At 70.6% G+C, this 25,146-nt stretch carries 24 protein-coding genes; 15 read left to right on the top strand and 9 right to left on the bottom strand.

Annotated features, from left to right (window positions below; translation table 11 throughout):
* Positions 1–18: 18 nt before the first annotated feature.
* Positions 19–1,173, bottom strand: a complete 1,155-nt coding sequence (gene ssuD / locus DFR50_RS17715) for an FMNH2-dependent alkanesulfonate monooxygenase (RefSeq protein WP_113890600.1) — start codon at positions 1,171–1,173, stop codon at positions 19–21.
* 23 nt (positions 1,174–1,196) lie between these two features.
* A complete protein-coding gene (locus tag DFR50_RS17710; protein ID WP_113890599.1) occupies positions 1,197–2,144 on the bottom strand; it encodes an aliphatic sulfonate ABC transporter substrate-binding protein in 948 nt (315 codons plus the stop codon).
* A 295-nt stretch (positions 2,145–2,439) separates the two neighbouring features.
* Here DFR50_RS17710 and DFR50_RS17705 point away from each other — a divergent pair, with 295 nt between their 5' ends.
* Together DFR50_RS17705 and DFR50_RS17700 are read left to right on the top strand one after the other, a co-directional pair.
* The gene (locus DFR50_RS17705; RefSeq protein WP_113890598.1) at positions 2,440–3,393 is read left to right on the top strand and encodes a family 2A encapsulin nanocompartment shell protein; all 954 of its coding nucleotides are present in this window, start codon (positions 2,440–2,442) and stop codon (positions 3,391–3,393) included.
* Entirely contained in the window at positions 3,380–5,590 is a 2,211-nt protein-coding gene (locus DFR50_RS17700; protein WP_113890597.1) for a family 2A encapsulin nanocompartment cargo protein cysteine desulfurase, read from the top strand. Before DFR50_RS17705 ends, DFR50_RS17700 begins: the two co-directional genes overlap by 14 nt.
* A 48-nt stretch (positions 5,591–5,638) precedes the next feature.
* On the opposite strand, the gene DFR50_RS17695 is transcribed toward DFR50_RS17700, so the two are convergent.
* Both DFR50_RS17695 and DFR50_RS17690 read right to left on the bottom strand, forming a co-directional pair.
* A complete protein-coding gene (locus DFR50_RS17695) occupies positions 5,639–6,502 on the bottom strand; it encodes a class I SAM-dependent methyltransferase (protein ID WP_113890596.1) in 864 nt (287 codons plus the stop codon).
* A gap of 199 nt (positions 6,503–6,701) precedes the next feature.
* Positions 6,702–7,844: an A/G-specific adenine glycosylase gene (locus DFR50_RS17690; RefSeq protein ID WP_113890595.1), complete on the bottom strand. Its 1,143-nt coding sequence runs from the start codon at positions 7,842–7,844 to the stop codon at positions 6,702–6,704.
* Positions 7,845–7,870: 26 nt separating this feature from the next.
* Here DFR50_RS17690 and DFR50_RS17685 point away from each other — a divergent pair, with 26 nt between their 5' ends.
* The 4 genes from DFR50_RS17685 (at position 7,871) to DFR50_RS17670 (ending at position 12,171) form a co-directional block, all read left to right on the top strand.
* Positions 7,871–8,401: a DUF721 domain-containing protein gene (locus DFR50_RS17685; protein WP_113890594.1), complete on the top strand. Its 531-nt coding sequence runs from the start codon at positions 7,871–7,873 to the stop codon at positions 8,399–8,401.
* Between the two features lie 4 nt (positions 8,402–8,405).
* Complete coding sequence (gene dapF / locus DFR50_RS17680) at positions 8,406–9,281, top strand: diaminopimelate epimerase (RefSeq protein WP_245427907.1); 876 nt, start codon at positions 8,406–8,408, stop codon at positions 9,279–9,281.
* Positions 9,278–10,261: an acetyltransferase domain-containing protein gene (locus tag DFR50_RS17675; protein ID WP_113890592.1), complete on the top strand. Its 984-nt coding sequence runs from the start codon at positions 9,278–9,280 to the stop codon at positions 10,259–10,261. The genes dapF and DFR50_RS17675 overlap by 4 nt, the downstream gene beginning before the upstream one ends.
* A 155-nt stretch (positions 10,262–10,416) precedes the next feature.
* Positions 10,417–12,171 (top strand): tetratricopeptide repeat protein, encoded by a 1,755-nt coding sequence (locus DFR50_RS17670; RefSeq protein WP_245427905.1) that lies wholly within the window; start codon positions 10,417–10,419, stop codon positions 12,169–12,171.
* Between the two features lie 154 nt (positions 12,172–12,325).
* On the opposite strand, the gene DFR50_RS17665 is transcribed toward DFR50_RS17670, so the two are convergent.
* Positions 12,326–13,861, bottom strand: coding sequence for an FMN-binding glutamate synthase family protein (locus DFR50_RS17665; protein WP_113890590.1), 1,536 nt, complete (start codon positions 13,859–13,861; stop codon positions 12,326–12,328).
* 71 nt (positions 13,862–13,932) lie between these two features.
* Complete coding sequence (locus DFR50_RS17660; RefSeq protein WP_113890589.1) at positions 13,933–14,151, bottom strand: hypothetical protein; 219 nt, start codon at positions 14,149–14,151, stop codon at positions 13,933–13,935.
* 738 nt (positions 14,152–14,889) lie between these two features.
* On the opposite strand from DFR50_RS17660, the gene DFR50_RS17655 reads away from it, so the two are divergent.
* Together DFR50_RS17655 and DFR50_RS17650 are read left to right on the top strand one after the other, a co-directional pair.
* Complete coding sequence (locus tag DFR50_RS17655) at positions 14,890–15,747, top strand: 4-(cytidine 5'-diphospho)-2-C-methyl-D-erythritol kinase (protein ID WP_113890665.1); 858 nt, start codon at positions 14,890–14,892, stop codon at positions 15,745–15,747.
* A 78-nt stretch (positions 15,748–15,825) separates the two neighbouring features.
* Entirely contained in the window at positions 15,826–16,815 is a 990-nt protein-coding gene (locus tag DFR50_RS17650) for an aldo/keto reductase (protein WP_113890588.1), read from the top strand.
* Positions 16,816–16,856: 41 nt separating this feature from the next.
* Here the strand turns inward: DFR50_RS17650 and DFR50_RS17645 are convergent, their stop codons facing one another.
* The gene (locus DFR50_RS17645) at positions 16,857–17,066 is read right to left on the bottom strand and encodes a TOBE domain-containing protein (protein ID WP_113890587.1); all 210 of its coding nucleotides are present in this window, start codon (positions 17,064–17,066) and stop codon (positions 16,857–16,859) included.
* Positions 17,067–17,331: 265 nt separating this feature from the next.
* On the opposite strand from DFR50_RS17645, the gene DFR50_RS17640 reads away from it, so the two are divergent.
* From DFR50_RS17640 to DFR50_RS17625, 4 genes are all read left to right on the top strand, one after another.
* On the top strand, positions 17,332–17,880 hold the full coding sequence (locus tag DFR50_RS17640) for a DUF2478 domain-containing protein (RefSeq protein WP_170153261.1): 549 nt from the start codon (positions 17,332–17,334) through the stop codon (positions 17,878–17,880).
* 119 nt (positions 17,881–17,999) lie between these two features.
* Positions 18,000–19,214 carry an SAM-dependent methyltransferase gene (locus DFR50_RS17635; RefSeq protein ID WP_113890585.1) on the top strand — a complete coding sequence of 405 codons (1,215 nt, stop codon included), beginning with the start codon at positions 18,000–18,002 and terminating at the stop codon, positions 19,212–19,214.
* A gap of 37 nt (positions 19,215–19,251) precedes the next feature.
* Entirely contained in the window at positions 19,252–19,641 is a 390-nt protein-coding gene (locus tag DFR50_RS17630) for a thioredoxin family protein (protein WP_113890584.1), read from the top strand.
* On the top strand, positions 19,638–20,360 hold the full coding sequence (locus tag DFR50_RS17625) for a cytochrome c biogenesis protein CcdA (protein WP_245427903.1): 723 nt from the start codon (positions 19,638–19,640) through the stop codon (positions 20,358–20,360). The genes DFR50_RS17630 and DFR50_RS17625 overlap by 4 nt, the downstream gene beginning before the upstream one ends.
* On the opposite strand, the gene DFR50_RS17620 is transcribed toward DFR50_RS17625, so the two are convergent.
* Positions 20,355–21,119, bottom strand: a complete 765-nt coding sequence (locus tag DFR50_RS17620; RefSeq protein WP_113890583.1) for a DUF1365 domain-containing protein — start codon at positions 21,117–21,119, stop codon at positions 20,355–20,357. The genes DFR50_RS17625 and DFR50_RS17620 overlap by 6 nt on opposite strands.
* Positions 21,116–22,459 carry an NAD(P)/FAD-dependent oxidoreductase gene (locus DFR50_RS17615; protein ID WP_113890582.1) on the bottom strand — a complete coding sequence of 448 codons (1,344 nt, stop codon included), beginning with the start codon at positions 22,457–22,459 and terminating at the stop codon, positions 21,116–21,118. Before DFR50_RS17615 ends, DFR50_RS17620 begins: the two co-directional genes overlap by 4 nt.
* 191 nt (positions 22,460–22,650) lie before the next feature.
* On the opposite strand from DFR50_RS17615, the gene DFR50_RS17610 reads away from it, so the two are divergent.
* The 3 genes from DFR50_RS17610 (at position 22,651) to ychF (ending at position 25,146) form a co-directional block, all read left to right on the top strand.
* Positions 22,651–23,244, top strand: a complete 594-nt coding sequence (locus DFR50_RS17610; RefSeq protein WP_245427901.1) for a sigma-70 family RNA polymerase sigma factor — start codon at positions 22,651–22,653, stop codon at positions 23,242–23,244.
* The gene (locus tag DFR50_RS17605) at positions 23,234–23,878 is read left to right on the top strand and encodes a ChrR family anti-sigma-E factor (protein WP_113890580.1); all 645 of its coding nucleotides are present in this window, start codon (positions 23,234–23,236) and stop codon (positions 23,876–23,878) included. The genes DFR50_RS17610 and DFR50_RS17605 overlap by 11 nt, the downstream gene beginning before the upstream one ends.
* A 170-nt stretch (positions 23,879–24,048) precedes the next feature.
* Positions 24,049–25,146, top strand: coding sequence for a redox-regulated ATPase YchF (gene ychF, locus DFR50_RS17600; protein WP_113890579.1), 1,098 nt, complete (start codon positions 24,049–24,051; stop codon positions 25,144–25,146).

The following is a 25,146-nucleotide window of genomic DNA, read 5'->3' as shown; positions in this document are numbered from 1 at the left end:
GCGGCCCATGCGCTCCCGTCACTCGGCGGCGGCGGCGGGCCTGAAGGCGCCGACGCCGAACTCGCCCGGCGCGGTTCCGTGAGAGAGACGGCCCGGCGCCGAAATGCCGAGTTCGGGAAACAGCAGCTCGGCGACCTTGTAGGCCTCCTCGAGATGCGGATAGCCGGAGGCGATGACGGTATCGATCCCGAGCGCCTGGTATTCGCGCAGGCGCGCCGCGACCGTCTTGGGATCGCCGACCAGCGCCGTGCCGGCCCCGCGGCGCACCAGTCCGATGCCCGCCCAGAGGTTCGGCGCGATCTCCAGCCTGTCGCGCTTGCCGCCGCCGTGCAGCGCCACCATGCGCTTCTGGCCGACCGAATCGGATTCCTCGCCGAGCTTGCGCTGGGCCGCCGCGATCGCTTCGTCGCTGAGATGCGCGATCAGCCGGTTGGCGACGCGCCACGCCTCGTCCTCGGTCTCGCGCACGATGATGTGGATGCGCAGGCCGAATTTCACCGCGCGTCCCCTGGCGGCGGCGCGGGCGCGCACGTCGTCGATCTTCTCCCGCACCGCCTCCACCGGCTCCCCCCAGGTCAGGTAGACGTCGGTCTGCGTCGCCGCGAGGTGGTGCGCGGCCTCGGAGGAACCGCCGAACCAGATCGGCAGCGGCTTCTGCACTGGCGGGAACAGCAGGCGCGCGCCGTTGACCTTCTGGTGGCGGCCCTCGAAATCGACGGTCTCGCCGGCGAGCAGCCGGCGGAAGATGGTCAGGAACTCGGCGGCGTGGGCGTAGCGCTCGTCGTGCGACAGGAAAATGCCGTCGCCGGCGAGCTCTTTCGCTTCGCCCCCGGCCACCAGATTGACGAGAAAGCGGCCGTTGCTGATGCGGTCGAGCGCCGCCGCCTGCCGCGCCCAATGGGTCGGCGTGGCGAGTCCCGGCCGCAACGCCGCGAGCAGGCGCAACCGCTCGGTGTGCGTGGCGAGCGCCGCAGCGACAATCCAGGGATCCTCGCAATGCGACCCGACCGGGATCAGCGCGCCGCCGAAGCCGAGGCGGTCCGCAGCCTCCGCGATCTGCTTGAGATAGGAGAAATCGGCCGCGCGATTGCCGACGTCGGTGCCGAGGTAAGAGCCGTCGCCTGTGACCGGGATGAACCAGAACAGGTCGAGCGGCTTTTCGGAGTTAGGCATGCGGGCGTTCCTTCGGACGAGGATCAGGAGCTGGACTTGCCGTCCCAGACGATGTCGCGCACGACGATCGGCGCGGGGATCAGGCCGAGGCGCTGGAACCGGTCGGCGACCGCCTGTTGTTCCGCAACGACCCTGTCGGTCACGCCGCTGAAGGTGAACTCGGCGCGCGCGACAGCCCTTTGCTGCGCGGCGAGATCGACGCCGCTCGCCTCCGCGAACAATTCGGCGACGTCGTCGCGGTGGGCCGCAGCCCATGCGGTCGCCGCGGCGACATCGGCGTTGACGCCCGCGATGACGTCGGGATGGGCGGCGAGGACGGCGCGATTGGCGAGGAAGAAGCTGTTTTGCAGGGTCGCCGCCGGGTCGATCGGCAGGGGCCGCGCGTTCTGCTTCAATTCCGCGATGGCGAAGAACGGATCCCAGATCGACCAGGCGTCGACCGAGCCGCGGGCGAAGGCGCTGGCCGCGTCGGCGGGCGCGAGGTAGACCGGCGTGATGTCGCTCCAGGGGATTTTGGCGCTCTCCAGCGCCGTGACCAGCAGATTGTGGGCGCTCGACCCCTTTGCGACCGCGACCTTCTTGCCTTTCAGGTCAGCGAGCGAATGGAGCGGGGAGTCCTTCTGCACGAGGATTGCCTGCCCGTAGCCGCGCGCCGGGATCGCGCCGACGTAGCGGATCGCCGCGTGCGCGGCTTGTGCGAAGATCGGCGGCGCGTCGCCGGTGTAGCCGTAGTCGATCGAGCCTGCGTTCAGCGCCTCGAGCAGCGGCGGGCCGGAAGGAAACTCGATCCAGCGCACCGAAACGCCCTCGGGCTCGAAGCGCTGCTCGACCAGCTTGCGCGCCTTCACCACGAGCAATTGGCCAGTCTTCTGGTAGCCGATGCGCAGCTCCTTGATGGGCTCGGCGGACGCCAGGCGCGGGCCGAAGGCGGCGAGCGCGGCGGAGAATGACAGAAAAGCTCTGCGGTTCATCGGATTCCCCAATCTCGAGCGCAGCAAAATACTAAGTCTACTAACTTTGTCAACTAGTTCTGCCGAACACGCCGACGCCGCCGGGACGACCAGCGACCGCCGGACCCATCGGTTCGCAAGAACGGTATCCGCGGCTGCGAATGCAGGCTCGAGGTCCGCGACAGCCGAGCCGCAGGCCCACACGGCGGATTGACAGTCCGATCGGAATAACGTCTATCGTAATAGTCTATAATGATCGGAGGACGACTCCGGCGCGACGACGAGCGATCGAAACAAGCACGAACGAGGCTGGGACATGGTGGACGAGGTGGAACGACGGACGCTGAGCGAAAGCGCCGCGCGGCAGCTTGCCAACGCGACGAAGACGCGGGCGCAGTGGGGCGGCATCACGCCGCGGTGGCTGGTCAATTTCCTGACCTGGACGCCGGTCGAGGCCGGCATCTTTCGCCGCAACGAAGTCCGGGAGGCTGGCGAGGGAAGGCCTGCCGACGTCGAGTGCAGCCCGCCGCGCGACGCCAACCCTGACCTGCCGGAGACCTATGTCGACTACGTCGACACGCCGCGCGAGTACTTCCTCAAGGCGGTGACCACCGTTCTCGACGTGCAGACCCGCGTCTCCGACCTCTACAGCCAGCCGTTCGACCAGGTGCAGGAGCAACTGCGGCTGCTGATCGAGAAGGTGAAGGAGCGTCAGGAGAGCGAGCTGATCAACAACGCCGAATACGGCCTTCTCGCGAGCGCCGCGCCGTCGCAGCGGATCCGCACCCGGAAGGGACCGCCGACGCCGGACGACCTCGACGAACTGCTCACCAAGGTGTGGAAGGAGCCGGGGTTCTTCCTCGCCCATCCGCGCGCCATTGCAGCCTTCGGCCGCGAATGCACCCGCCGCGGCGTCCCGCCGCCGACCGTCACTCTGTTCGGCGCGCCGTTTCTCACCTGGCGCGGCGTTCCGCTCGTACCGTCGGACAAGGTGAAGATCGACGGGTCGAACGGCTCGGAGACGACCTCGATCCTGTTGATCCGCACCGGCGAGAAGAAGCAGGGGGTGGTCGGCCTGTTCCAACCGGGCGTGCCCGGCGAAGTGGCGCCGAGCCTTTCGGTGCGGTTCATGGGGATCAACCGCAAGGCGATCGCCTCTTACCTCATCTCGCTCTACTGCTCGCTGGCGGTGTTGACCGACGACGCGCTCGCGGTGCTCGAGGGCGTCGAGATCGGCCGCTATCCCGAATACGCCCATGACTACGCCTGATCTGACGGGTTCGCCGGTCTCCGCTACGGAGACAGGACCCGCGGCGGCGGGGGCGTTTCTGCCCGACGTCGCCACGATCGAACGCCTCGCCAACGCGTTCTTTCAGGATCTGAGCGGCGGCGCCCCCGCGGCGCCGCCGGCGATCCCGGCCTCGCCGCCTGCGCCGTGGTCGGCCCCCGCGCCGACCTCGACCGCGGTGGCGGCGGCGGCGCCGATCCAGCCGCCGATGGGCGCGGTCGAACCGGCCGCGAACGTTCCCTCGTCGGTCCCCGCCCGTTCGTTCGGCGGCGCGTCGGCGGGCTCGGCCTCGCCCTTCGCCTTGCCCCAGTCGCGCGCGGTGGCGCCTGCCGCCTCCCAGACCGCCGTCGCCGCCCCGCGCGTTAACCCGATCCAGTCGGCCGAGCGGTCGCCGACGCCCGTCGAGACGAGCCCGGAAAGCTTCCCGACGCCCGGCGCGGTGTCGCCGTTCTCCGCGCCGCTCGATCTCAGTGCGGCGCTCGCCGCCCTCGCCGCGGCGACCGGGCTCGCCCCCGTCCCGGCGGTCGGCTTCGCGGCGCCGGGATTCGGCGCCTCGGGCGCGCCTGCGCCGGGTCCCGCCGACGTGTCGCGGGTGTCCTCGGTCGCGCCGCCGCCTTCGACCCTCGCCGCTTCGGGTCGGCCGGCGCCGTCGTTCGGCCCGGAAGGCTCCCCTGCCCCGGCCGCGACCGCCAATGGCCTGCGCCTCGGAGAGGGCCACGACCCGACCGGCTACGCCGCTCCGCCTGCGGACGCCTCGCCCTTCGCGACGCCGACGAATCTCGACGCGGTCCCGCGCAGTCTGAGCGGGCCGCCACAGACTTCGGCGCCGGCTGACGCCGGCCTCCTGCGCCACGCCGACGCTGCAACCGCACCGCCGACGGCGGCTTCCGCAGCCGCCCCGTCACCCGCCATCGCGCCGGTCTTCACCGGGGCGAGTTCCGGGGTCAGGACCTACGACGCCGCCACGATCCGCAACGATTTTCCGATCCTGCAGGAGAAGGTGCATGGGAAACGCCTGATCTGGCTCGACAACGGCGCCACCACGCAGAAGCCGCAAGCGGTCATCGACCGGCTCGCCGCCTTCTACGCCCACGAGAACTCGAACGTGCATCGCGGCGCGCATACGCTGGCGGCGCGCGCCACCGACGCCTACGAGGCGGCGCGCGACAAGCTGCGCAGGTTCGTCAACGCTTCGTCGACGAAGGAGATCGTGTTCGTCCGCGGGACGACCGAGGGGATCAACCTCGTCGCGCAGTCTTACGGCCGGCGCAACGTGAAAGCGGGCGACGAGATCGTCGTCACGTGGCTCGAGCACCACGCCAACATCGTGCCGTGGCAGCAGCTCTGCCTCGAGACCGGGGCGCGGCTGCGCGTCGCCCCGGTCGACGACAATGGCGACATCCTGCTCGACGAATACGAGAAGCTGCTCGGGCCGAAGACGCGCATCGTCGGGCTGACGATGGTGTCGAACGCGCTCGGCACGGTGACGCCGGCGCGCGAGATGATCGCCGCGGCGCATCGCCACGGCGCGGTCGTCGTCGTCGACGGCGCGCAGTCGGTTGCGCATCGGCGCACCGATGTGCAGGCGCTCGACGCCGACTTCTTCGTGCTCTCGGGCCACAAGATGTTCGCCCCGACCGGCGTCGGGGCTCTTTACGGCAAGCAGGCGATCCTCGAGACCATGCCGCCGTGGCAGGGCGGCGGCAACATGATCGCCGACGTGACCTTCGAGCGCACCGTCTATCAGGGCTCGCCCGAGCGGTTCGAGGCCGGCACCGGCAACATCGCCGACGCGGTCGGCCTGGGCGCGGCGATCGACTATCTCGACGGAATCGGGATGGAATCGATTGGGGCGCACGAGCACGCGCTGATCGAGCGGACGGTCGCGGGCCTGCCGGCGATTCCCGGAGTTCGTCTGGTCGGAAGCCCGCGCGAGCGGGCGGGCGTGGTGTCGTTCGTGGTCGATGGCTGCCGGACGGAGGACGTCGGCAAGGCGCTCGACCGCGAAGGCATTGCCGTGCGCGCCGGCCATCATTGCGCCCAGCCGATCCTGCGCCGGTTCGGCCTCGAAAGCACGGTCAGGCCGTCGTTCGCGCTCTACAACACCGCCGAGGACGTCGAGGCCCTGCTCGCCGCCGTGCGGCGCATCGCCCTCCGGGCCCAGGGCGGCTCGCGCTGAAGCGCGGGCCGTCCCGGCCGCACGTCCGCAAACGCGTCGCTCGCACGGTCAAGGACCCGGCTTGCGGAACTTCAGCACGAAATTGTCGGCCTCGCCGATCGCCGCGTAGGTCGCCTTGTCCTGGTCGCCGAGCGCGAAGGTCGGCGGCAGGGTCCACACGCCCTTCGGCCAGTTGGCCGTGTCTTTCGGGTTGGCGCCGATCTCCGATGCAGCGACAAACGCGAAGCCGGCCTTCTGGGCGAGCGCGATCGCGTAGTCCTGCCGGACGTAGCCGTCGGCGGCCCTGGGGTCCTGCGGCGTGTCGCGCTGGCCGCGATGTTCCTCGATCCCGAGCACGCCGCCCGGTTTGAGCGCCCGATAGATCCCGGCCAGCGCTTCCGACGCAGCGCCGTCGGCGAGCCAGTTGTGCAGGTTGCGAAAGGTCAGGACGACGTCCGCCGACCCGGCCGGGGCGACGTCGGTCTCGCCGACGCCGAGCACGGTCGGCAGGATCCGACTGTAGGTCGCCGGATCGCCCTCGATTTTCCGGCGGAATGCGGCGTTGAGCTTTTCCGACTCGGCGTTCGCCGTCTCGCTCGCGCGATTGCCTTCGAGCGCGACATAGTACGTCCCGTGGTCATGCAGGAGCGGCGCGAGAATCTCCGTCCAGTACCCGCCCCCGGGCCAGATCTCGACGACCGTCGCGCTCGGCGTCACGCCGAAGAAGGCGAGTTCCTCGAACGGATGGCGGGCGCCGTCGCGCGCGACGAATTTGGCGCTGCGCCCGGGATTGTGGACGGCGGCCTCGAGCGCCGGGTCGGCCGCGCGCGCTGGCGCGCCGAGCCCGCAAAGGAGGCCGGCCAGGAGCGGGAGGACGACGGCGATCGGGGCGCACGCGCCCGACCCCACGGATTTTTCCGGCCTGTCCGGCATCTATCCTCCAAGCCGCGCCGAAAGCGCGTCCGTATTCCCGTGTGCAGAGCGTGGCTCGGCCCGCCCGATCCTACACGCCTTCGAGCGCCCGGGCGATGTCGGCGATGACCGCGTCGGACTCCTCGAGGGCGATCGAAAGCCGGCGCCGGGCGAGCGGATGAGCCAGCGCGTCGGCGCCGGCCGGATCGCACCCGCGTTCTCATTCAGGCCGGGCGGCGATGGCATGCGCCACCGCCTTGCGCATGACGTTGGAGAACCCGGCCTCCGCCACCGCGTCCCGACTCACCCAGAAATGGCTGTCGGGCGCCCCGCCCGCGTAAGGGGCGGCGTAAACGGCGAGGCTCAGGGCGAAATGGGTGAAGACCTGATCGACCGCCCCGGGGAGCCGGCGCCAGCGCGCCGGGATCGGCGCATCCTCCGCCCAGGCCGTTCCCGGGCCCTCGCCGGTCCAGACGGTGCCGGGCAGTTCGACGGTCGAGGCGAGCAGGCCTTTCGGCGGCCGCCGGCGCGCGAGAAAGGCGCCGTCGGCGCGGTGGGCGAAGAACACCGCCCCGATGCGCTTCGGCTTCGGCTTCGCCGCCGCCTTGCGCGGAAAGGTCTCGGGCGCGCCGGAGCGGAAGGCGAGGCAGTCCCGGCTCAAGGGGCAGGCCGGGCAGTCGGGCGTGAGCGGCCGGCAGAGGGTCGCGCCGATGTCCATCAGCGCCTGGGCGAAGTCGCCGGCGCGCCGGTCTGGCGCGAGCGCCCGCGCCGCGGCCGCGATCGCCTTGCGCGAACTGGCGATCGGCGTCTCGAGCGCGGTCAGGCGGGCGACGATGCGGGCGATGTTGCCGTCGACCGGCGCCGCCCGCCGGTCGAAGGCGATGGCGGCGATGGCCGCCGCCGTGTAGGCGCCGACGCCCGGCAGGGCGCGCAGCTCCGCCTCCTCGGACGGGAACCGGCCGCCGCGCGCCGCGACCGCTTTGGCGCAGGCGTGTAGGTTGCGGGCGCGCGAATAATAGCCGAGGCCGGCGAAAGCGCTGATCACCTCTTCCATCGGCGCGGCGGCGAGCCGCTCGACGGTCGGCCATCGCTCGACGAACGTCCGGTAATAGGGGGTCGCGGCTGACGCCGTCGTCTGCTGCAGCAGCACTTCCGACAGCCAGACCCGGTACGGGTCGGGCGTCTCGCCGGGCGCCGCCCGCCAGGCGAGCGCGCGCCGCGCGCGGTCCCACCAGGTCAGCGTCCGCCGGACGATCGCGTCGCGCCTCTCCGCGAGCGCTGGCGCTCCGGACGTCCCGTCGCCGGATTCCTCGCGAAAAACCTTTATCCACTTTCTCGCATCCCGCTCTAGACTGTCGGCCATGGGACATCCTGCTGCTTCGCCCGACCATGACGGCTAGACCCCGCGGCGCCAAGCCGCTCGACCAGCTGATGCGCGGCGTGATCGGCCCGGCGCTCGCCGCGCGGGGCCTGGGCGAAGCGAGCCTGATCGCCCATTGGCCGGCGATCGTCGGCGAGACGATCGCCGCCTACGCCCGGCCGTTGCAGGTCTCCTGGCCGCCGCGCCCGGAGAAGCGCGATCCCGAAGCGCCGGTCGCGCCGGCGACGCTGGTCTTGAGGGTCGACGGCGCCTTCGCGCTCGAGGCGCAGCACAATTCGGCGCTGATCGTGAGCCGCGTCAACGCGCATCTCGGCTGGCGCTGCATCGAGAAGGTCGCGTTCCGCCAGGGTCCGCTGCCGCCGCTGAAGGCGAAGCGGGGGCCCGCGCCCGCGCCGAGCGAGGCGGCCGAGGCGGAAGCGCAGCGTGCGGCTGCGGCGATCGTCGACGACGGCCTGCGCGAGGCCTTGACGCGCTTCGGCGCGCGCGCCATCGACCGGTCGGCGCAGCGGATCGCCGCGGCGACGGATCCGGGAGCATGACGGCTTGAGCGCGACCACCCTCGCAGGACGCAGAATCCAGCGCATGAACGGGGCCGGCAACCGGATCCTGGTGCTCGACCTGCGCGGCGCCTCCGCCGCGCCGAGTCCGGCGGAGGCGCGCGCCATCCATCGCGCGCCCGGCCTCGCCTACGACCAGATGATGGCGCTCATGAGCCCGCGCGCTGCGGGAACGGCGGCCTTCGTCCTGATCTACAACAACGACGGCAGCCTCGCCGGCGCCTGCGGCAACGGCACGCGCTGCGTCGCCGACCGGCTCGCCCGCGAACTCGGAGTCGCCTCGCTGGCGGTCGAAACCCAGGCGGGCGTGATCGGCTGCGAGCGCCTCGGCCCCTGGTCGTACCGCATCGACATGGGGCCGCCGCGGCTCGGCTGGCGCGACATCCCGCTCGCCCACGCCGTCGAGGACACCGCGCGCGTCAGCCTCGCGTGGGCGGAGGGCGATCCGCTGGCCGCGCTCGGGCCAGCGGCGACCGCCAGCATGGGCAATCCCCACGCGGCGTTCTTCCTATCCGATCTCGAACGCGTCGACGCCGCCGGTTCGGGCGCCCGGATCGAGGTCCATCCGATGTTTCCCGAGAAGGTCAACGTGACCTTCGCCCGGATCGACGCGCCCGACGCTTTGTCGGCGGTGGTATGGGAGCGCGGCGTCGGCCTCACCCTCGCCTGCGGCTCGGCCGCTTGCGCCGCCGTCGTCTCGGGCGTCCGCCTCGGGCGCCTCGCGCGCCGCGCCGCCGTCCGTCTTCCCGGCGGCGAACTCGTGATCGAGTGGCGGGAAACCGACCGCGTGCTGATGACTGGCCCGGTCGAATTCGAGGCCGAGTTCGTCCTCGACGCGGCTCTGTTCGAAGCGGCGGCGTGACCGTCGCCTCCGGCGGAGACGGCGCGCCCGAAGCCGGAGGGCGGGTCGATTCGGTCGACGTCGCGCGCGGCGTCGCGCTCGTCGGCATGGCCTGCTACCATCTGAGCTGGGACCTGGCCGACTTCGGCTTCGTGTCGCCGATCCTTCCGTTCACCCCGCCGATGCGGCTCCTGTCCCACGGGGTGGCGTGCGGGTTCCTCGCGCTGGTCGGCGTGTCGCTGGCGCTCGCCCACCGCAAGGGCCTGAACCTGCGCGCCTTCGCCAAGCGCCTCGCGATCGTCGCGGGCGCCGCCGCGCTCGTCACCGCAGGCAGCGCGGCCTTCGCGCCGGGGCTGACGATCTGGTTCGGCATCCTCCACTGCATCGCGGCGGCGACCCTCCTCGCCCTGCCGCTGATCGAAGCGCCAGCCTGGGCGAGCCTCGTCGCCGGCGCGGCGGCGGTTTGCCTGCCGTCATTCTTTCATTCGTCGGCGTTCGATTCGCCTGCGCTGCTGTGGATCGGCCTCGGCGAGGCGCTGCCGAACACGCTCGACTGGCGTCCGCTGCTGCCGTGGGCCGGGGTCGCGCTGATCGGTCTCGGCGCCGCCCGGCTGCCGGGGGCTCTCGCCTGGGCGACGAGGCCCCGACGCTTTCGGGCGCGATCCGCGCCGGCGCGGGCGATCGCCTTCGCGGGCCGCCACAGCCTCGCCGTCTATCTCGTCCACCAGCCGATCCTGATCGGGCTCGTCTGGTCGGTCGCGGCGTCCGGGGTGGTCGCGCCGGCCGCAGCGCCGAAACCGGACTTTTCCGCCTTCCTCGCCGCCTGCGAGAAGACCTGCGTCGCCGCGGGCCGGCCGAGCCCGGATTGCGCGACCTCCTGCCGCTGCGTCGCCGACGCGATCGAGGAGTCCGGGGCGGCGGACCGGCTGGGGTCGGGTCCGCCGGAGGGTGAGCGGGCGGCGGAGCTCAGGCGGATGGCGGACGCGTGCATGGGACGCTGACGGCGGCCTGCCGCCGCCTCGAAGCCCCCTCCCCCGCGACCAAGATTCGCCTCTTTTCCCCGCCACACGCTCCCGATCGAGGATTGAGTAAAGCGCGCCTTGCATGGCATCATCGGCGGCCGACGAGCCGGATGCGCACGGGAGAAGCAATCACAGTGATCGGACATATCTGGCGTCGAACGCTTGCAGCCGGCGCCCTGGCTGCGATCGCCTTCGCAGGCGTTCCGTTTGCGGCCGCCGCGCCCGTCCCGGGAAATCCGCAGGAAGAGCCCGATTTCGCCGAGAGCCAGCCGGGAAACTACCTCGCCGCGCTGATCGCCAGCGCCAACCGCGATTCTTCCGCCGCCGAGGCCTATTACATGGAGGCGCTGCGGCTCGATCCGCACAATCCGGATCTGATCGAGCGGGCCTTTTCCGCGGCCCTGTCGAACGGCGACGTGAGCCAGGCGAGCGCGCTCGCCGACCGCCTGCTCAGCCACGATCCGACCAACCGCCTCGCGCGCCTGGCGCTCGCCGTCAACGCGATGCAACGGGGCGATTACCCGACGGCGCGATGGCAGCTGCAGTCTCACGACGCCGGGCCGCGGGACGTCACGACGTCGCTGCTGATCGCATGGACCTACGCCGGTCAGAAAGACCTGCGCCGCGCCCTCGACACCCTCGATCGCATTCGCGATCCCGGCGTCGCGGCCTTCCGGGATTTCCACGCCGGACTGATCGCCGACCAGCTCGGCGCCGCCGCGGAAGCGCAACGCCGCCTGAAGGCGGCTTACGAAACCGACCGGAACGCGCTCCGCTTCGCCGACGCCTATGCGCGGTTTCTCGCCGCGCACGGCGACAAGGACGGCGCCGGCAGGATCTACGCCGCCTTCGCGGCGGCCGCGCCGCACAATCCGATCGTCGAGCGCGGGCTCGCCGACATCGCCGCCGAGCAGTCTCCCAAGCCGCTGGTCGCGAGCGCCGGCGACGGCGCCGCCGAAGTGCTCTACGGTCTCGGCGCCGCCGGCATCCGACAGGGCGACGAGCTTCCGGCCCTGGTCTATCTGCGCCTTTCCCTGTTCCTGCGCCCGGGCGACGACCTGACCGCGGTCACCCTGGCGAATCTGTTCGAGGAGATGAAGAAGGACGACCTCGCGATCGCGGCTTACGAAGCGGTGCCGGCGACGTCGCCCCTCCGCCGCGATTCGGAGATCCAGGCCGCCCTCGTGCTCGACAGCGACGGGAAGTCCGACGAGGCGATCAAGCGCCTGACGGCCATCGTCGCGGCCAGACCGTACGATCCCGACGCGCTCGCCGCGCTCGCCGGCGCCCAGCGGTCGGCCAAGCGCTACGAGGAGGCCGCCGCGACCTACGACAAGGCCATCGCGGCCGTCGGGATCCCGACGCGGGACAACTGGACGTTGTTCTATTTCCGGGGAATCTGCTACGAGCGGGCCAAGGATTGGCCGAAAGCCGAAGACGACTTCAAGAAGGCGCTGGAACTCTATCCGGATCAGCCGATGGTCCTGAACTATCTCGGCTATTCGTGGGTCGACCAGGGCGTGAAGCTCGACGAGGCGTTCCGGATGCTGCGCCGCGCGGTCGAGCTCCGGCCCAACGACGGCTACATCGTCGACAGCCTGGGCTGGGCCCACTACAAGCTCGGGCAGTATTCCGAGGCGGCCGAGACGCTGGAGAAGGCGGTCGACCTGAAGCCCGCCGACCCGGTTCTCAACGACCATCTCGGCGACGCGTACTGGCATGTCGATCGCAAGGTGGAGGCGCGGTTCCAGTGGAACCATGCGCGCGACATGAAGCCGGAGCCGGAAGACCTGCCGGCGATTCTCAAGAAGATCGAGGTCGGCCTTCCCGACGGCGCTCCAGATCGCCCTCAGCCGGACGACGCCCCGGCCAAGGCGGGCGGCGGCTGAGCAGAGATTCGCTGCCCCCCCCAACGGATCGCGTTTCGGGCCGAATTCAAGTCGCCGACGGCGTGGTGGTTTGCGCTGTCGAGGCTTTCAACATCGGTGAAGGCTCGATTGTGCGCGGTGTCGCGCTTTCGGGTCGCCCCAGAACGATCGAACGTCAATCCGGCGTGCCGACCTTCAACAAGGCGGAGGAGGGGCTGGAATCGGCAGGGTCGATCGAGGGATAGAGCTGGTCCAGCGCCCGCGAGACGCCGTCTGGCCCGACCATGCGCACGTGAAAGCGTTTGAGCCGCCTCGGATGGGGCACGCCGCAACTGTGCGCGATCATCTCGACGTCGTGGCGCAGGTTGCGGCAGTAATTGGCGACGCGCACCGCCTTTTCCGTCGGATCGAGGCCCATTTGCAGGCGCCGGTCGTGGGTGGTAATGCCCGTCGGACAGGTGTTCTTGTTGCATTTGAGCGACTGGATGCAGCCGAGTGCGAACATGAATCCGCGCGCCGAGCTCACGAACGTCGCGCCCGCGCACAAGGCCCAGGCGACGTCCGCCGGCGTCACGAGCTTGCCGGAGGCCACGATCGGGATTTTGGCGTCGAGGCGATGTCGCAACAGGATGTCGCGCAGGATCGGCAGCGATTCCCGGATCGGCAGTCCGACATTGTCCATCAGCGCCATCGGCGCCGCGCCCGTGCCGCCGTCGCCGGAGTCGAGGGCGAAGAAGTCCGGACCGACGCCGCGCTCGACGACGAGATCCATCAGATCGTCGAGCCAGCCATAGGCGCCGAGCACCGCCTTCACGCCGACGGGTTTTCCCGTCAGCGACTTGACGCGGACGATGAAGTCGATGAGATCCGCGTTGCTGTTGATTTCCGGATGGCGGTTCGGGCTGTTGGAGTCTCGGCCTGCGGGAATTCCACGGATCGCGGCGATCTCCGGCGTGACCTTGACGCCGGGAAGAATCCCCCCTTTGCCCGGCTTGGCGCCTTGCGAGAGTTTGACCTCGAACATCTTGACCTCGGGGAGGGCCGCAATCGCCTCGAGCTTGTCTTCGTTCAGCGTCCCGTCCTCGTTGCGGACGCCGTATTTGGCGGTGCCGATCTGAAACACGATGTCGGCGCCGCCCTCCAGATGATGGGGCGACAGGCCGCCCTCTCCCGTGTTCATCCAGCAACCCGCGGCCTTCGCGCCTTTCGACAGCGCGAGCGCCGCCGGGGCGGACAACGCCCCGAAGCTCATCCCCGAAATGTTGAAGAAGGAGCGCGCGCGGTAGGGGTTCGGGCAATCCGGGCCGATGATGACGTCCGGGGTGGGCTCGATGTCGCCTTCGAGGGTCGGAAAGGGACAGTTCACAAAAATCGGCGTCCCGACTTCTCGAATATATTTGGTCGAGCCGAAAGCGACGGTCGGATCGGCGTTCTTCGATGAATTCTCAACCCAGTTGCGTTCCGCGCGGTTGAATGGAAGCTCGTCGCGATCCATCGCGAAGAAATATTGCCTGAGGAACTCCCCGAGCTTCGACAGGATATGCCGCATGTGCCCGATCACCGGGTAATTCCGCAATATGGCGTCGCGGTTCTGTCGGCGATCCAGCACGTACACCGCCGCCAGAAAAGCCAGCGCGGAGCCCACCGCGAAGATGAAAAAGACGGAGAGAAACTCCAGGACCCTGAACAGCGTCGAAGCCAGAATCATCATCGCGAACGTCCCTCAGAGCAAAATCCACGGCGCCGGGAAGGCGCGCTACGCCGGAACCACGAAGCGCCTCGTCAGCCCGGCGGCGATGACGAGCGCGGCGACGACACCCGCGACGCAGACGCCCAACCCCTCTTTCCTGCGTCGCGCGGCGCCTCGTAGACGCCGATCTGGTAGGCGCCGAGCGCGCCGCCCCCTTGCGGCGCCAGAACGACCTGGCCCAGGGAAGACTTCAGGGTCTGGTCGGGGCGGCCGCCAGCCGCCGCGTGCGAGGAGAGGTCTGAGGACGCCATTCCAAGGTTTCCGATCCGAAGGAGTCAGGAGTCTGCGCGCTGTCTCGTTCGCGGCAGCGCGGCGCGGCGTTACGCCGGGTCGCAGCTTGCGAAGCGGAAATGGCGAGCCCGCGCGGCCTTTGGAAATGTCTTTGCTCTCTCGATTCGATGCCTGGGCGCTATCGCCGGCTCTCCAACCGGGGGCGGGATCGTCGCGCGCGACCCCGCCTGCCGCTCGCCGGCACGGCGTCCCGCAAGCCTGCTGACCTGCCCCCTTCCTGATGCCTCGATTGGATTGAGAGTCCGTCGAGTCAGGAGACGGAGATGAGGACGAGCAGGTTCAGCGACGCGCGGATCATCGGGGTCTTGCGCGAGCGGGAGGCGGCGAGCGCGACGGCGGAGGCCTGCCGGCGGCATGGTTCAACGGCCGTTTGCGCGGCCTGCCTCGCTGAGCGACGGCCCGTTTTCGCGTACGACCATGTCGGGTGTCGTCGTGTTGCAGGCGCGCCCGGGCCCTGTGTTCGTGGCGGAAGGGACGCTACGGAACCGAAAGCGGCGCAACGCCGGCCCGAGCCCCGATCTTCCGGGCCTGTCCCGGCGCCGGAACCCGCGAGCCGGCGCCGCGCCCGGCCCAGGCGCGGGCAAGATGAGCGTCGCGCTTTCGCCGGAGGCCGGCGTCGCCGGGCTTGACCCCGGGGCCGCGCCTCGCGATGACGACCGCGGTTCAGGCTGTCTTTCGTGTTCCAGGGTCCCGTCGTCATGAGGTGGTATCGCGCGCCGGCGAAGCTGAATTTGTCCCTGCGGGTCGTCGGCAGGCGGGAGGACGGGTTCCACGACCTCGAGAGCCTCGTCGCCTTCGCCGACGTCGCCGACTGGCTGGGCTTTGCGCCCGGCCCGTCGTTCGAACTGCTCGTCGAGGGACCGGGCGCGAGCGAGACCGGGCCGATCGGCGACAACCTCGTCGCCCGCGCGGTCCGGTCGCTCGCCGCCCGCGCGCCCGGCCTCAGGTCGGGAGCGTTTCGACTCGTCAAGCGCCTGCCGGCCGCGGCGGGGCTCGGCGGCGGGTCGTCCGACGCCGCCGCCTGCCTGCGCGCGCTCGCCGAAGCCAACGGCCTCGGGTTCGACGACGCCCGCGTGATCGCGGCGGCTTCGGACACGGGCTCGGACGTGCCGGTCTGCATGTCCGCCTGCGCGCGCATGATGGCCGGCGTCGGCGATCGCCTCGGGCCCCCGGTTCGGCTGCCGGCCCTGTTCGCCGTGCTCGTCAATCCGCGCAAGGCGGTCGCCACGCGCGACGTCTTTCGGGCGCTCGGCATGGAGAAGGGGATTTATCGCGACCGCCGGACCCCGGACCAGGCCGTCGCGGCGCCGACGACGCTCGACGCGCTCGCCGCCGCCGGCAACGATCTCGAGGCCCCGGCGCGGACGGTCCTTCCGGCCATCGCGGACATCCTCGACAGGCTGAGACGCCTCGAGGGCGCGCGGCTCGCCCGGATGTCGGGTTCCGGCGCGACCTGCTTCGCGCTGTTCGACGACCCGGGCGCGGCGGCGACGGCGCGCGGCCGCCTGGCCGCCGAGGAGCCCGGATGGTGGATCGCGGCGAGCGCGCTCGGGTGAAACGGCGCTTGCGAGCTTGACCCCGGCGTCCGGGCGCCGTCAAAGCTCGCAGGCATTCGCGAGGGTTTGGGGGAATCGATGCAGCAGCGGCGTTTCGGGGCCGACGGAAGCGTGTCGGCGGTCGGTCTCGGCTGCATGAGTTTCGGCGGCTTCTACGGGGCCGCCAGCGAGGACGAGTCCTTGCGGACGCTGGCGCGGGCGCTCGAGCTCGGGGTCGACTTCTGGGACACCGCCAACGTCTACGGCGACGGCGTCAGCGAAACCGTGATCGGCAAGTTCCTGGCCGAGGACCGCGGCCGTCGCGCCAGGGTGACGCTCGCGACCAAATTCGCCATCCGCCGCACGCCAGACGGCAAGCGCGGGTTCGACAACAGCGCCGCGCACATGCGCGAGTCCCTCGACGCCTCGCTGAAGCGGCTCGGGGTCGACCGGGTCGACCTCTATTACGTGCATCGCGTGGACCGGCGGATTCCGATCGAGGACACGGTCGGCGAACTCGCCCGGCTGGTGGAAGCGGGCAAAATCGGCGCGATCGGCCTATCCGAGGTCGCGCCCGACACTTTGCGGCGCGCCCACGCCGTCCACCCGATCGCCGCGGTGCAATCGGAATATTCGCTCTGGACGCGCAACCCCGAACTCGGGCTCCTCCAGGCCTGCGCCGAGACCGGCGCGCTGTTCGTGGCGTTCTCGCCGCTGGGGCGCGGCTACTTCAGCGGCCTGCTGCAGGACGTCGAAGGCTTCGAGGACTTCTTCCGCCACGACAATCCGCGCTTTCAGGGGCTGAACTGGCGGCGCAATCGCGACCGCCTCGAGCCCTGGCTGGCGCTGGCGAAGGCCTGGGCCGTGACGCCGGCGACGCTCGCCGTCGCCTGGACGCTCGCGAAGCACCCGGGCCTCGTCGCCATTCCCGGCACCCGCACGGCCGGGCACCTCGAGGACTGCGCGGCCGCCGCCGATTTCGCCCTGGACGCTGCGCGCCTGGCCGAGATCGAGCGCGTTCTCCCGGTCGGCTACGCGGCCGGCGAGCGCTATCCGGACGCGCATTGGGCCGGCATCGAGAAATACTAAGCGGGCTTGCCCGAAGCCCTCGTCGATGGGAGGGCGGGGCGTCAGTCGACCCCGACCATCACGTCGGAGGCCTTGATCACCGCGGCGGCCTCTTTGCCGACCTCGAGTCCGAGCGCTTCGACCGCTTCGTTGGTGATCGACGCCGTCACCACCGTCTCGACGCCGACCTCGATCTTCACCTGCGCCGTGGTCGCGCCTTTGGTGATCGCCACCACCGTGCCGGTCAGAACGTTGCGCGCGGAGAGCTTCATGGGCTTTTCCCGGGATTTCGACGCCGGACGCGACGTCCGCTCCTTCCTTAGTCGAGGCGGGGCGTAGCCGTCCATGACTTGTGTCGCGCCCGGCGATGCGACGGCCTGCGCCGCCCGTTCGGCGGACCCGCCGCCGTCTCGCATCATCGCGGGCGATGTCGCCAGCGAACCGTCCGCCCCTCGGCGTTGGCGCCCATTTTGCGACGCAGCAAAGCGTCGCCGATCCGACGCGACAGACTGTCTGGTTTCCGACAGAGGAGCCGCCATGAACGACCATACCCTCGATCCGAGACGCTTCGCCGCGATCGTCTACGAGGACGGCGCCAGGGTGGACGGGCTGATGACCGCCTTCGCCGCCGAACTGGTGGCGGCGGGCGTGAACGCGCGCGGCATCGTCCAGTTGCCCCCGTACGCGGAAGGCTGCGGCCCCGGCGCGCTGATGAAACTGCGCGACGTCGCCTCGGGCGAGGTCATCCCGCTGTGCCAGAACCTCGGCCCCGGCGCCGCCGCCTGCCACCTCGACTCCGCCGCGCTCGCGGGCGCGGCCCATCGCCTGCGCGCGGCGGCGAGCGAACCGTCCGACATCCTGTTCTTTTCCAAGTTCGGCAAGCAGGAGGCGGCCGGCGCCGGCATGCGGGCCGAGCTCGCCTTCGCCATCAGCGAGGGCCGCACGGCGCTGACCGCGGTCAAGCGCTCCCTCCTGCCGGCGTGGCGCAGTTTCACCGGCGGCCACGGCACGCTGCTCGCACCCCGCCTGTGGGTGGTGCGCGACTGGTGGGCCGATCTGGCGCACGTGCGCGCGAAGGCGGCCTGAAGGGGCCGCCCCGTCACCGGAATTTTTCTCCGCCGACACGTGAACTGTTCCTCTCCCCCGGTCGTAAATGACCACGGCGCCGACGCGTTCTCGTCGGCCCGGCAGCGGAGAGGTGGTTCATGGATCGGATCGGGGACGCCTCCGCATGGACGGCGGCGGGAGCGGAGCGCGCCGCAGGCCGCTTCAGGCTGCTCGAGCCGCTGCTCGCCGCCTTGCGTCACGGGCGGCTGCGCCTGCGCCTGCCGAACGGCGCCGCCCTCGCCTCGTCCGGCGACGAGTCCGGCGTCGATGCGACGATCACGATCGACCGATGGCGGGCGTTTCGCAGGCTGGCGTTCGGCGGCGACGTGGGATTTGCCGAATCCTACATCGACGGCGACTGGTCGAGCCCCGATCCCGTGGCGCTGCTGCGCCTGCTCGTCCAAAACGCGGACACGCTTCGCGACGTGCTGCCGGGGTCCTCGATCGTGCGGCTCGCGAACCGCCTCCGCCACCGCGTGCGCGGCAACACCCGTCGCGGCAGTCGCCGCAACATCATGGCCCATTACGATCTCGGCAACGACTTCTATGCGCTCTGGCTCGACCGCGAGATGCAATATTCCTCCGGCGTCTGGCGCGACGGCGACGACCTCGAGTCAGCGCAGGCCGCCAAGCTCGCGCGCATCGAGGACCTGCTGGCGCTGAAGGGCGGCGAGCGCGTGCTCGAGATCGGCTGCGGCTGGGGCGGCCTCGCCCTGCGTCTCGCCGCCGGCGCGGGCGCCCGCGTCACCGCGCTGACGCTGTCGCCGGCGCAGCTGGCGCACGCCCGCGCCTGCGCCCAGGCGAGCGGCCGCGACGTCGATTTCCGGCTCCAGGACTACCGCGACGTCACCGGCCGCTACGATCGCATCGTCTCGATCGAGATGATCGAAGCGGTCGGCGAAGCGCGCTGGCCGCTGTATTTCCGCACCCTGGCCGACGCGCTCGCGCCGTCCGGGCGCGCCGTCCTCCAGGCGATCACCATCGACGAGCGCCTCGAGGACGACTACCGGCGCAACCCCGACTTCATTCAGAAGCACATCTTTCCCGGCGGACGGCTGCCGACCAAATCGGCGATCGAGGCCGAGGCGCGGCGCGCCGGGCTGAGGATCGTTCACCGGGAGTTCTTCGGCCCCTCTTACGCGCGCACGCTCGCCGAGTGGCGGCGGCGCTTCCATGCGCGCTGGCCGGACGTCGAGACACTGGGCTTCGACACCCGATTTCGCCGGCTTTGGGACTATTATCTCGCCTATTGCGAGGCCGGTTTCGCGGAGGCGACGATCGACGTCGGCCTGTTCGCGCTGGAGCCGGCATGATCCGCGGGCCTCGCGCCGCACACCGAGGGAGACGTCCATGATCACGCGCAGACAGATGGCGGCGGGGCTGGCGGCGATGGCCGCCGCGGCGGCGGCGCCCGCGTGGGGCGCCGAGTTCCAGCCCTACGACCCCGCCCAGGTCGAGAAGGCGATCGCATCGGGCAAGCCCGTCGTCGTGCATGTCTATGCGCCGTGGTGCCTTCAGTGCCACATCCAGTCGATGCGGCTCGACGGCCTCAAGAACGATCCAGCCTATAGCGGGATTTCTTTCTTCCGGGTCGACTACGACAACCAGAAGGACGTGGTCGAGAAGCTCGGCTGCCCGCGCTCGACCCTGATCGCCTACAAGGGCGGCAAGGAAGTCTCGCGCATGTCCTGGGGCCTGTCGGAGGCCTCGGTGGTCGGCGTCCTGAAGGCGGCGATGTGAGCCTGTTTCTCGCCCTGCCGCTCGCCTTCGCCGCGGGGCTGTTGACGATTCTGAGCCCCTGCATCCTGCCGCTCGCGCCGATCGTCGTGGCCTCCGCCCGTGCGGAGGATCCGAGAGGCCCGCTCGCGCTCGCGGCCGGCCTCGCGCTGACCTTCGCCCTCGTCGGGGCGGCGCTCGCGGCCTTCGGCGTCGAGGTCGGCAGCCTCGTCGGGGTGCGGCTGGCGGCGGCGGCGATCATGATCGCGGTGGGTCTGGCGCTGCTGCTTCCCGGGGCCGCCGACCGGCTGGAGATCGCGCTCGCGGGACTGAGCGGCGCATCGGGGCGGATCGGCGGCTTCCTGCCGGGCAAGGGCCTGATCGGCCAGGCGGCGGCGGGCGCGGTGCTGGCGCTCGCCTGGGCGCCCTGCGCCGGTCCGACGCTCGGCGCGGCCTTCGCGCTCGCGACCGACGGAAGGAGCCTCGCAGCGGCGACGCTCACCATGTTCGTCTACGCGCTCGGCGCGGCCGGCGCGCTGCTCGCCGTCGGCTTCGGCCTCGGCCGCGTCACCCGGGCGGCGAAGGCCGACGCGCTCCTCGCCGGACAGTACGGGAGAGTGGCGCTCGGGCTGTCGCTGGTGGTGTTCGGCGGGCTGATTGTCACCGGTCTCGACCATCGGATCGAGGCGGCGATGGTCGAGGCGATGCCGGACTGGCTCGCCAACGCCGCAGCCGCGCTATAGCGCGCCGGCGGCGGGCTCGGCCGGCTTCCCCGGCCCGCGCCAGCGCGCCCCCTTGGCGAACAGGCGGACCGCCTGCCAGTGGATCGCGGCGACGGTCTTGATCGCGACGAACGGCACCGCCAGCGCCGCCCGCGCCAGCATGGCGTCCGTGAACGGCCGGCGTTTCGCGGTCAGCGCCGCGCGCAGAATCGGCCCGTCGGGCCCCGCCACCCGGATCGCGACAGCCACCGACTCGCCCGGCGGGGCGACCCGGAACTCGTAGCGCAGGCCCATCGGCAGGAACGGCGACACGAAGAAAGCCTTGTCGCACGCCTGCCGCACCTCGCCCTGGGCCGGGTCCGCCGGCAACACATAGCTGTGCCGGCCGCCGAAGGTGTTGTGCACCTCGTGGATCAGCGCGATCAGCGCGCCGTCGCGGTCGTAACAGAAATAGACGCTCAGCGGATTGAAGTCGTAGCCGAGCGTGCGCGGCATGCACAGGAGCCGGATCGCGCCGGGCGGGGACGTGAAGCCGTGCGCGGCGAGGAGCGCCACGGCCTGCTCGCGCAAGCTGCGGGCGCTTCCGTCGCCATGGTCGCGGTCGTCGAGGCTGAACAGGTTGAAGGCGTTGTGCGAGAACAGTCTGAGCCGCCGCCCGAGCCCGGCGAGCTCGTCGAGATCGACCAGAAGCCAGAACACGCGGTAGCGGAAGCGGTGCGGCGTCGCGCCGAGACGGCGGTGGAAGACCGAACCGACATAGAGCGCGGAGGCGTCGGTCACGCCGCGTTCTCCCGAGCGTCGGAGACCGCCGGCGCGGGACCGACGACGATGCGCGAGGACTCGCCCTCGACCCGCCACGGCCGTCGCACCCCGCCGAGTTGCTCGGCGACGGCGAGGCCCGACTGAAGGCCGTCCTCGTGGAAGCCGGCGCCGAAATGCGCGCCGCAGAACCAGACCCCGCCGAAACCCTGAAGGCTCCACAGGCGCTTCTGCGCCCGGATCGCGGCGGCGTCGAAAATCGGGTGGTCGTAGGATTCGATCCGCAACGGTCCGTGCGGAGGCCGCTGCGGATTGAGGGTGACGAACACGTTTCTGCGCGTCGGCAACCGCTGCAGGGCGTTCATCCAGTAGGTCACGCTCGCCCGGTCCGACGAGCGCGCCTCGGAGACGAAATTCCAGCTCGCCCACGTCGCGCGCCGCTGCGGCATGAAGGTCTCGTCGAGATGCAGATGGGCCTCGTTGCGGCTGTAGCGAAAGGCGCCGAGCAGCGCCCGTTCGCGCGGCGTCGGCTCGGCGAGCAGGGCGAGCGCTTCGTCGGCGTGGGTCGCCAGCACCACGCGGTCGAACACGTCCCGGTCGCCATTGGCGTCGACGACCGCGACGCGTCCGCCGACCCGCTCGATCCGCTCAGCCCCCGCGCCGACCCTGAGGCGCCCGACCAGCGGCTGCGCGAGGCGCGTGACATAGGCGCGGCTGCCGCCGACCACCGTGCGCCAGATCGGCCGGTTGGTCAGGCGCAGGAGCCCGTGATTGTCGTGAAAGCGCAGGAAGGCGGCGGCGGGATAGCCGAGAATTTCGTCCGGCGCGGCCGACCAGATCGCGCTCGCCATCGGCACGATGTGATGGTCGCGAAAGGCCGCGCCGTAGCGGCCGGCGGCGAGATAGTCGCCGAGCGTCGTGTCCTCGGCCATCGGCAGGCGGGCGTCGCGCGTGGCGCGGCGATAGAAGCGCACGAGGTCGGCGAGCATGGCCCAGAACCGCGGGCGGATCAGGTTGGAACGCTGGCCGAACAGCCCGGCGAGGCCGGCGCCGGAATATTCGATCCGGCCGCCGTCGAGCGAGGCCGCGAACGACATGTCGGTCTCGCAGGATTCGACGCCGAGGACTCGCAACAATTCCACGAAATTGGGATAGGTAGGGGCGTTGTAGACGATGAACCCGGTGTCGACGTCGAGGTCGACGCCGTCGAGGCGAACGGAGACGGTGTTCGAATGCCCACCGACCCGACCGGCTTTCTCGTAGACCGTCACGTCGTGCCGCGGATTGAGCAGCCAGGCCGCGGACAGGCCGGAGACGCCCGTCCCGACGACGGCGATCCTCAGGCGCTCGGATGACGGCATGACGCGGGCCCTTCCAGTCGGCGTCTCCGCGACGGCGGAGGCCATGGCGGGGAAACGACAAAAAGCGCGCGGCGGATCATACGGCGTTGATCCAATCCCCGCTTTGATTCGTTTCATCGGCGATGACCGCACTCCTCGCCCCCTGCTATCGTCCCGTCGATACGGCGCCCTGGCGCCGAGGAGGAGAAGCTGTGTCGTTTGACAAGGCGGGCGGCGCGAGCCGGGATGTCTGGAGCCAGCGGATCGAGCGGATCGCGCGCGACCAGGACCGGACCGCGTTCGCCGAGATCTTCAACCATTTCGCCCCCCGGGTGAAGGCGTTCATGCGCAGGAACGGGGCGAGCGAGAGCCAGGCCGAGGACATCGCGCAGGAGGCGATGCTGGCGGTGTGGCGCAAGGCGTCGCTGTACAATCCGTCGGCCTCGGGCGCCGCGACCTGGATCTTCACCATCGCCCGCAATCAGCGCATCGACGCGATCCGGCGCGAGCAGAGGGGCGGCGGCGCGGTCCGGGTGGACGACGTCGAGGCCGAGTACGAGGTCGACGACGCTCCTCTGGCGGACCTGCGGATGGCGACCGCGCAGTCGGAGGCGCGGTTGCGCGAAGCGCTGACGGTCCTGCCGGGCGAGCAACTGAAGGTGATCGAAATGTCGTTCTTCCAGGAGAAGGCGCACAGCGAGATCGCCGAGACCCTGCGGATTCCGCTCGGCACCGTCAAATCGCGCGTGCGCCTGGCGATGAAGCGCCTGCGCGCCATTTTGGAATCGGAACACGATGACGATTGAGCACCACCCCGACGAATCGATGCTGGCCGCCTATGCGGCGGGCGTGATCGACCTCGGCCAGCGGATCGCGCTGGCGACGCATCTGCACGTCTGCGCGCGGTGCCGGGATTTTGTCCGCGCCATGGAGCGCGCCGGCGGCGTCTTCCTCGAGGACGCCGAGCCCCGACCGATGTCCGCGGACGCGCTCGGGCGAACGCTCGCGCGCCTCGACGAGCCGCCCCCTCCCCCCTCCCCTGCGGCGGCGGAAGCCCCGGACGCGCCGATCGAACTGCCGGCTTTCGTCAGGCGCTACGCGTTCGGGCCGTGGCGGTTCGTCGCGCCGCGGGTGCGGATGCGTCCGATCCGCCTGCCCGAGCCGGGGCCGACGCGGGTCTTCCTGCTGAAGTCGGCGCCGAACACGGCGCTGCTCGAACACGCGCACACGGCGCTCGAGATGACCTGCGTGCTCAGCGGGGCGTTCCGCCACGACGGCGGCCGCTACGGGCCGGGCGATTTCGACCTCGGCGACGACACCGTGCGTCACCGGCCCACCGTCGAGGACGGCGAGGATTGCGTATCGCTCGTCGCCATGCAGGGAGACCTGCGCTGGAAGGGGGTCTGGGGCCGGCTCGCGCAACCCTTCATCCGGCTCTGAAGACGACAGGGAGCGCGGCTCGCGCTCGAAGGACGGGCGATCCTCCCGGGCGCCCGTCCGCGGGCGACGGGACGCCGCCCCTCCCGACGATCGCCGCGCCCTTGCCTTTTTCGCCTCGCCCGCGCATGAGGGCGGCCAATCCTTCTCCCCGGGCAGCGGTCCTTTCCATTATGGGTTTCAAATGCGGCATCGTCGGCCTGCCCAATGTCGGCAAGTCGACGCTCTTCAATGCGCTGACGCAAACGGCGGCGGCGCAGGCGGCCAATTATCCGTTCTGCACCATCGAGCCCAACGTCGGCGACGTCGCGGTGCCCGACCCGCGTCTCGACGTGCTGTCGCAGATCGCCGGCTCGAAGGAGATCATTCCGACCCGGTTGACCTTCGTCGACATCGCCGGGCTCGTTCGCGGCGCCTCGAAGGGCGAGGGGCTCGGCAACCAGTTCCTCGCCAACATCCGCGAGTGCGACGCGGTCGCCCATGTCGTGCGCTGCTTCGAAGACGGCGACGTCACCCATGTCGAGGGCCGCATCGACCCGCTGTCGGACATCGCCACGATCGAGACCGAATTGATGCTCGCCGATCTCGACAGCCTCGAGCGGCGCATCGTCGCCATGGAGAAGAAGGCCAAGGGCGGCGACAAGGAAGCCAAGGACATTCTCGCGCTCGCCCAGCGCAGCCTCGCGGAATTGCGCGAGGGACGGCCGGCGCGCGCCGCCGGCGTCAGTCGCGAGGAGCACGACCTGTTCCAGTCGCTCGGGCTCCTGTCGTCGAAGCCGGTGCTCTACGTCTGCAACGTCGAGGAGGCCTCGGCCGACGCCGGCAACGCCTTTTCGGCTCTGGTCAAGGCCCAGGCCGAGAAGGAGGGCGCGGTTTCGGTCGTGGTGTCCGCCAAGATCGAGAGCGAGATCGCGGTCTTGCCCGCAGCCGAGCAGACGGACTACCTCGAGGCGGTGGGCCTGAGCGAACCGGGGCTGAACCGGGTCATCCGCGCCGGCTACGCCCTCCTGCACCTCGTCACCTTCTTCACCGTCGGGCCGAAGGAGGCGCGCGCCTGGACGATCGAAAAGGGCACGAAGGCGCCGCAGGCGGCCGGCGTCATCCACACCGATTTCGAGAAGGGCTTCATCCGCGCCGAGACGATCGCCTATGACGACTACGTCGCAGCCCGTGGCGAGGCGGGCGCGCGCGAGGCCGGCAAGTTCCGGCTCGAGGGCAAGGAGTACGTCGTCGCCGACGGCGACGTCCTGCATTTCCGCTTTGCAAACTGA

The sequence above is a fragment of the Roseiarcus fermentans genome (assembly GCF_003315135.1).
In the GTDB taxonomy this organism is placed as follows: Bacteria; Pseudomonadota; Alphaproteobacteria; order Rhizobiales; family Beijerinckiaceae; genus Roseiarcus; species Roseiarcus fermentans.
This window is presented reverse-complemented; position numbering and strand designations above follow the sequence as displayed.